The organism is Neobacillus vireti (assembly GCF_036962465.1).
Lineage (GTDB): Bacteria > Bacillota > Bacilli > Bacillales > Cytobacillaceae > Neobacillus > Neobacillus vireti_B.
Genome location: NZ_JBALNF010000083.1, coordinates 6,114 through 14,139 on the forward strand (window position 1 = coordinate 6,114; position 8,026 = coordinate 14,139).

Genomic DNA, 8,026 nt, shown 5'->3' on the forward strand with positions numbered 1-8,026 from the left:
GCCGATATCACTATAAAAAAGTCGGGGGTCCGTTATCGAATAAAATAGCGGCCTAATAAATTGCCAACGAGAAAAACCAGAATCAAAATCAAACTAACTGGGAGGCTGGTGAAGAACAAATGCCAGTCCAACTGTCCATATTCGACTAAAAGATAATAGGTAACGAGGCAGTAAGGGGCAAGGAGGAACAGTGACGTGATGATACCAGGCGTATATCCCCTGAACATAATGGTTTGAACAATATGCATGAATGTCTGCAAAACAAATAAATTAAGAATGGCTGTAAATAAAAGAAAACTCTCTCCCTTAGATGAAAAATGGGCGGTCATCACGGTAGTGAATGAGATAAATAATAAAATCCAGGCGGCCGAAACCGCAAGCTGGGCAGCGGTCGATCCCAGTTTTTCCCTCATTCTTAACGTTAGTTCGATGAAGTGAGTTTGCGGATATTTGTCTTTGTGTGCAGCCATGGAAGATTCAATCGTTATGATCTCTTCTAAGTCATGGAAAATAAAAATGATGGGAAACAACCAAATGAATAGGTTAAGATTCAAAAATTGGTGGAGCAACCCTAGCATCTTTTGCCTACCTCCCTTTAGTTGGCAAGATTTCGCTTTTCTTCAAGATTACGGTCTGTTGTGGTTAGTTCATTTTATGGGACAGGATATAAAAAAATGTCAAAGGTCACTCAAGAGATTTTTTGAAATCCGTTAGGAGCTGTCCACCAGTTAATTTTTGAAAATGGGACAGGGAAAGCAATGGAAAAACATATTCATAACAATGATAATTGATATAAAAGGAACCTGCCATTCCTCTTCCTTTTGGGTAGGTTGTCGTCCAATCTTTTTCCTTCTGATCCACTAAAAATTCAACACCGTTTTCAATTTCAGGGGTAACTACAGGTGCGGCCGAGATGAGTGTGTCAAGGGCCCAAGCGGTATGAGTGCGGGTACTTTCACCTAACGGCACATAACAATTTTTGAGATCACTTTTACAGGATTCTCCCCAGCCCCCGTCCGGATTCTGAATACTCCGCAGCCAGGTTAGCGCCTTTTGAATAGCTGGATGATTCGCGGAAACTCCAACTGCAACCATTCCCGTTACAGCTGCCCATGTACCATAAATATACACACCCCATCGTCCAACCCAGGAACCATCTGAATTTTGCTGCCGCAGCAGCCAACGAACTGCTTCTTTCACCATAGGATGGTGAAGATCCAAATGGGTATAGTTCCCGAAGAACTCTAACGTCCTTCCCGTTAAATCAACCGTCGACGGATCAATCAATAAATCTTTTCCACCCTCTATCGGTAACCATTTCATTACTTTCTTATCCACATTCTTTTCGAATGCCGCCCAACCACCGTCCTTGTTTTGCATGGAAATGAGCCAGTTTATACCACGATCCCATGCCTGCCGGCAATCCACTTGGTTTTTGGCCAAAGTACGTATTGCCCTCAGTGCAACGGTTGTATCGTCAATATCCGGGTGGATCGTGTTCAAGTCCGCAAACCCCCAACCCCCCGGTAACAGGTTCGGTTCGTGAATGACCCAATCCCCATATTTGAGATGCTGACGGGAGAGAATGTAATCATTTGCCTTTTGGATTGTGGTGAATGAATAGGGAACTCCAGATTCTTGCAGAGCATAATTGATTAAAGTCGTATTCCAGACCGTAGCCGTTGTGTATTGACAGTGAAGTTCCCCGTCAATCCGGCAGCACATCGCTTTTAACCCTTGCACGGCACGAGAAATCACCGGATGCGTCGTCGAATACCCCCTCGCCAGTAAGGCGTAAATCATGAGAGAAGTCGTGCTGAAATAATTTAAATAGGTGCCGTCCGGTTCGATTCGATCCAGCATATATTTTTCGGCACGATATAATGCCAATTCGCGAAGGTTTACATGGGATTTCAGACCTTTAATCCCTTGTTTAATCCATTTGATTACCGAGCGGGCCTCTTCGGCTTGTTCCTCTGTAAAAAAACGAACAGCTTTATTTTGAAACAAATCGGAGAGATTGGGCGATCGAGGCGTTCGCTTACGAAAATTCGTATTGGCGAGAATCAAAAAAGGGATAATGTTCGCTCTTCCGTACACGGAGAGGTCAAAAAGATTGATAGGAAAGGAGTCTGGTAAAAGCATCACTTCAATGTTAATGGGGAAGTGCGGCCACGCACATTGTCCTGTTAAAGCCAATAGGATTTTCAAAAACATATGGACTTCCGTGACCCCTCCGTTGGCCATAATAAACTTTCTGGCAGCCTGCATTTCCGGGTCTTTCCGATTCCGGTAACCAGAATAAAGAAGGGCATAATAAGCTTCCACAGTGGATGTCAGATTTCCTTTTTCTTCATCATGAAACAGCTTCCATGATCCATCATCCTGCTGTTTTCCGGCGATACGTTTCACCAATTCTTTTATGAACTCCTCATCATTTATTTCCAATGTCCGTAATAAGATAATCATACTGCAGTCGGATGCGATCCCGGTCTCGAAAGGGTAATGCCAGGCCCCGTCCTCTGATTGGTCCTTAACCAACTGATCAGCAATTCTGTTCATTTCCTGATAGACCCGATCCCTCATATGACCCGTCCTCTCCCATCTTATTCATCTTTGTATTCATATTCGGTGAGCAATATGAATATGCATTCCTTGGATGGGAATGAAGGATCCACTCAAAATGAACGTTGAGAAAGGATGATGCCGTTTTTGCTCGACTCTTTCTCAGAAGTAAAAAAAGAATTAAAAAAAAAGCTGAAAAAGAAATCTTCCGGCCAGCTTCCCAGTTTATCAGAAAATGATAAACAATATATTCGCCTTATCAGAGAACAGACGAGACAGCTTAACCAAAACAATGTCACACGGACGCAGGCTTATTTTCAGTTTTACCTTCAGCACCCTGAAATACATTGGGCCCTTCTTGGACATATGGTATCGCGAAACGTCGGCTGGAACATGACGGATTTAAAAGGGGAATTGCTGACAAAACTTCTGCCGGAAAGAGATCAGAAAGCTATTTTTTCCTTTTTGGAACGTGGCAGTTGGTTGATCTTTCAAGATGTATTTCCTCAATTTTTGGTTTATGATCTGAGTGTGAGGAGTAACCAAGGAATGTTCCATCTTTTACCGTATTTTCATACTTCAACCTTTATGGAAACGATATGGCGTTATTTTTGGCACAGTGGGGATAGCGATACATTGGCGATTGCGACGGTGATCAATGAACAAAGCTATTTGGAAAAAAGATTGATTCAAAACAATCATTTTAAGAAAACTGTAACAGGTACGGTCAGCTTTAAAATGTATGATTTTTTGCGGCTCAATAACATTCTTTTTCCCTACTCTGCAGGGGAAAAAAGCGAAAAGACTTCACTTGCAGGCGCCACCTCACGGTATTTCACATCGCTCCACGAAAGAATATTATTCGGAAAAAAATTATATTCCCTGCTTTTTCAGCATGAAGCAATTCTGGCGGGAGTATTAAAATGGGCACATGAACACCCTCACACGGGTTCACGGAAAGATTATTGGCCCGATTTGTTTAATGATGTAAATGAATCTTTCCCCCGATCCATTTATAAGCGGCGGGTCAAGAATTGCATGTTGAGAAAGGGTGCTAAGCGGCTTTACAGCCCGCCTTTAAAATACGCCTGGCCGAACACCCAGCATGAAGAGGCGAAGAACGATGATTGGTTTGAGGATTGGCATGATTTGGATTATATTCATGAAGAGGTCAGTTTGAATGGAGAGATTTTAACTAATTATTGCAAAACCCTTGAAACCATTGAACTTGCGGTTATGGCGAAGGAAGCCCTTCTGTTACGAGAAGAAGAATAACTTTAACGAGCGGTGGCTGTCATGTGGAATATTTATTTTATAAAAAAAAATCCACCTAACATCATGATAAGTTTTGTTGTATCTAAACGAAAGGTAAGCAAGAAAACCACTAAATAAGAAAAGTAACTGAATACATTAAAACAAAAACGGGCCAGGGTGCTAAGAACTTCTCGTTCCATTGGCACCTGGCACCGTATTATTGGAGAAGAAACACGCTGAAATCTCAGTGTGCTCCTTAATGACTATGTGACATGGTCCTTCTTCTAATACCTATATGATTAATACTGTAAACCCATAAAGCATTGAGCAGTAATAAGGCACTTGTAGTGAAAAACACATAATGGATCCCAAAGAATGCGGCCATTTGCCCGCCTAATACAGATCCTCCGAGCGTACCAATATATTGTGCAGATTGATTATAGCCGAAAACACGGCCAACAATTTCATCTGGTGCACTTTTTCGGACAAGGTTGTTAATCGATGGCAATAATCCAGCTGTCGCAAGTCCAAGACAGAAGCGCAGTCCCATGAGTTCCCATGGTGTTTTCACAAATGCTTGAGGAATAAAAATAATTCCTGCAGTAATAAGAGCTCCGATCAATATTTTTCTTGAACCAATCCGGTCCGCAAGCTTACCTAATCGTGGAGCAGCAATTACATTGGCTAAACCGGCAGCAGCCACCACCATTCCCGCAATCATAGATAAATGGGCTGCATGGGGTGATAATTGTTTTACATAAACCGTAATTAATGGCTGAATGGACATATTGGCAATTTGCAGAATAAATGTGCTAGCAAATAATGAAATGAGCAATCTCGTATCAGGAACTAGGTTCCAAACTTGGCTAAACGCTAACGGTGTTTTATGAACAGGCGTAAATTCTTCTTTTATTAAAAATAGAACGGCAAAGAAGGCGATTAACAATAACACGCTTGTTACAACAAAACAGCTTCGAATTCCAAAGAATTCTGTAATAAATCCCCCCATTAAAGGACCTAGAAGTCCGCCGCTGACGGAGCCTGTTGAAAGGGTACCGAGTGCCCAGCCTGAATTTTTCTTCGGCGTTTGTGTGGCCACTAAAGTAACCGATGCAGAAATGTAACCGGAAACGGCACCCATTAACATCCGTAATGCGAGCAATTCATATACGTTTTGTACAAATGCCATCATAAAAACGACCATGGCCATTCCAAGGCTTGCACGGAGTAACATTAATTTTCTGCCTTTTTTATCAGCAAGTTTTCCCCATATAGGCGAAACAATGGCTGAAATCAAAAAGGTGGACCCAAAAATCAATCCAGACCATTTTTCAATATCTGAAGTTGCGTGTACTCCGAGTTGATCGATATATAAAGGCAGCATAGGGGATATTTGACTCATCCCAGCGGCAGTCACAAATGAACCGAACCAACAAACAAATAAATTTCTTTTCCAATTCTCCATATAAACACCTTTCTTATGATTTAGAATTTATTTCGACTTCCCAAATAATTGATATCCTTAAGGATACTCCAAATCATTGATACCGACTAATATATATATTACTATTTACTTATAGGTCAGGAGCTATCAATAGAGGTGGACAAATGGACTTTTTACAATTAAGGTATTTTCAAACCGTTGCCGAGTTTGAACATATGACAAAGGCTGCCAAAGAGCTTAGAATTGCACAACCATCTCTAAGCCAAACCATTTCTCGTTTAGAGGAAGAGCTGGGTTTTTCCCTTTTCGATCGAGAAGGAAGGAATATTAAACTAAATCAATATGGGGAAATTTTTTTAAAAGGAGTAGATCGGGCATTTTCTGAATTAGATTTTGCCAAGCTTGAGATGGCGGAGCTCGCTGGAGAGAGCCGGAATCAAATTACGCTTTCGGTCATGCATTTTCCATTATTGCCGAATATCATTAGTCAATTTCGCAAGACCTATCCATTCGTCAATTTTCAAGTAAATATGCATTCTCCTTTGCGGCTGGTGGAACAATTGGAAAAAGGGGAAATCGATTTATGTGTTACTTATTTTCCCATTGAGAAAGAAGGAATCAGCTGGATTAATCTTATGGAAGATGAAGTATTCCTCGTAGTCCCGGAAACCCATCATTTGGCTAGGAGAGACAGCATTCAATTAAAGGAAGTGGCAGATGAACAATTTATTCATAGAGAGCCGACGAATCCCTTCAGAATGCTAACAGATGGTTTTTGTAAAAAAGCAGGATTCACACCGAAAATCGCCTTTGAACTCGAAGAACAGGGAACCATTCATAATTATGTAGAGGAGGGATTGGGGATATCCTTTTTAACCGAGCATACCCTTCGCTACTCACACTATGAAAAAATTGTTCCATTGCATATTGAACAGCCTGTCTGTACAAGAACGATCGGAATGGCCTGGAAAACGGAACGGTATACTCCTAAAGTCGTTCGTGAATTTCGGCAATTTATGATTGAATATTTTAAGGAATTAACCTAAATGAAACAAGGGAACGGAGTGGAAGGGATGAAAATTCTCATTGCTGGCGGTTCGGGATTTATTGGACGGATTGTAACTAATCTTCTTCGTGAGGAAGGTCATGATATCACGATTCTGACGCGAAAGGAGAAGGAAGCTGAAAAGAATATTACGTATATACAATGGCTGGGAAAAGACACTTCTCCTGAAACTGAAATAAAAAAGGCGGACGCGGTAATAAACCTGGCGGGCGTTTCCATAAATGCCGGCCGATGGACGGCCAAACATCAAAAGCAAATTTATGAAAGCCGGATGATCGCGACGGAAGAGTTACTAAGAATCGTTGCCGCATTGCCAGAAAAGCCTGCCGTTTTTATCAATGCCAGCGCTATTGGCATTTATCCGTCCTCACAGCAGGCTGTCTATACGGAAAAATCAGTGGAAGTGTCGGATGATTTTCTCGGACGGACTGTGAATGACTGGGAACAAAAGGCGGCCAAAGTAAGCGTACATGGCATACGTCCTGTTTTTATGAGATTTGGGGTGGTTTTGGGGAATGAAGACGGAGCCCTTCCTCTTATGGCGATGCCATATAAATGGTTCGTTGGCGGCAGGGTTGGTTCAGGAAAGCAGTGGGTATCTTGGGTTCACGTGAAAGATGCAGCCAGAGCAATCCTATTTGCTATAACCAATCATCATTTAAATGGACCTGTTAACGTTACAGCACCGGATCCTAAACAAATGGAAGAGTTCGGCAGGACCATAGGTTTTGTTTTGCATCGTCCGCATTGGTTCCCTGCACCCTCAATGATCATGAAATTGGCGCTAGGGAAGAAGAGCTCACTTGTCCTAGAGGGACAACAAGTCGTTCCTGAAGTTTTGATGAGAGAGGGATTTGAATTTGAGTTTCCTACTTTAAAAACTGCTTTAAATGATTTATTAGCCCGGAAGAGCGGTTCATAGAAATTAACTTACTAGGTAGATAAAGAGTGGTTTGGTAACTGTCTATTAGTTTATTTAAAGTGTTGAATACCTATTTTTTTGCTCTTTTTAGAGTCTTATCGATTTCCATGTTTAATTTATGTGACGAAAAAGTTTTAGATTGGAACTTGAAATAACCCTGATATGGTTGAACCACAATTGATTCATGCACCAGGATATACAGCCATTGCAACAACGGTTGGCAGACTGATGAGCGATCTTGGCTCAGTTGGGAAGGCATGAGTAACAATTAAGAATATGATACATTTCTGGCTCACTTAATTTTATTAAGTGGGCTTTTTCATTTATTGTATAATAACTAATTTCTATACTATCGTAAAACTTCTTATATAAAATTTTTAAAAAAAGCGTTGAGCAACTTACCAAGTTAGTACTCCAATATGTTCAAATTTATCATCCACAAATCCCCAAATTTCCTCAAATTTACCCAATTTTTACGTAAATTTGGCAAAAACCTTTGAATTTCTTCCTCTTTTTCCGTTATTATGAAAAAGAGGAAGTTTACTATAATCATATTTTTTTGGAGGAGGAGTAATGGAATCAACAAGAAAAACACGAAGAAAAAAATTATCTCAAGATTATCGTTTTAAGGGTAGTATGGTAAAGAAAGCTATATTACCAACGTTTTGTTTCGCTGTACTCTCCACAGTCGCTTTTGAGAAAGCTGTTTTTGCAGAATCGAATATAACTCAAGTCAGCGCCAATCAGGCAGTTACAAAGTATGTCAATGTCTCCA

At 40.9% G+C, this 8,026-nt stretch carries 7 protein-coding genes; 4 read left to right on the top strand and 3 right to left on the bottom strand.

Annotation, left to right across the window (positions count from 1 at the left end; all coding sequences use genetic code 11):
* Nucleotides 1-32: 32 nt before the first annotated feature.
* Nucleotides 33-578, bottom strand: a complete 546-nt coding sequence (locus tag V7077_RS26395) for an HXXEE domain-containing protein (protein WP_335507502.1) — start codon at nucleotides 576-578, stop codon at nucleotides 33-35.
* Between the two features lie 106 nt (nucleotides 579-684).
* Nucleotides 685-2,586, bottom strand: coding sequence for a squalene--hopene cyclase (gene shc, locus V7077_RS26400; protein WP_335507504.1), 1,902 nt, complete (start codon nucleotides 2,584-2,586; stop codon nucleotides 685-687).
* Between the two features lie 117 nt (nucleotides 2,587-2,703).
* Here shc and V7077_RS26405 point away from each other — a divergent pair, with 117 nt between their 5' ends.
* Nucleotides 2,704-3,840 carry a DUF2515 family protein gene (locus V7077_RS26405; protein WP_335507511.1) on the top strand — a complete coding sequence of 379 codons (1,137 nt, stop codon included), beginning with the start codon at nucleotides 2,704-2,706 and terminating at the stop codon, nucleotides 3,838-3,840.
* Nucleotides 3,841-4,075: 235 nt separating this feature from the next.
* On the opposite strand, the gene V7077_RS26410 is transcribed toward V7077_RS26405, so the two are convergent.
* The gene (locus V7077_RS26410; protein WP_335507506.1) at nucleotides 4,076-5,284 is read right to left on the bottom strand and encodes a multidrug efflux MFS transporter; all 1,209 of its coding nucleotides are present in this window, start codon (nucleotides 5,282-5,284) and stop codon (nucleotides 4,076-4,078) included.
* Between the two features lie 143 nt (nucleotides 5,285-5,427).
* Here V7077_RS26410 and V7077_RS26415 point away from each other — a divergent pair, with 143 nt between their 5' ends.
* The 3 genes from V7077_RS26415 to V7077_RS26425 form a co-directional block, all read left to right on the top strand.
* On the top strand, nucleotides 5,428-6,309 hold the full coding sequence (locus tag V7077_RS26415) for a LysR family transcriptional regulator (RefSeq protein WP_335507508.1): 882 nt from the start codon (nucleotides 5,428-5,430) through the stop codon (nucleotides 6,307-6,309).
* Between the two features lie 27 nt (nucleotides 6,310-6,336).
* A complete protein-coding gene (locus tag V7077_RS26420) occupies nucleotides 6,337-7,251 on the top strand; it encodes a TIGR01777 family oxidoreductase (protein ID WP_335507513.1) in 915 nt (304 codons plus the stop codon).
* Nucleotides 7,252-7,824: 573 nt separating this feature from the next.
* On the top strand, nucleotides 7,825-8,026 hold a 202-nt coding region (locus tag V7077_RS26425), incomplete at its 3' end, for a hypothetical protein (RefSeq protein WP_335507509.1).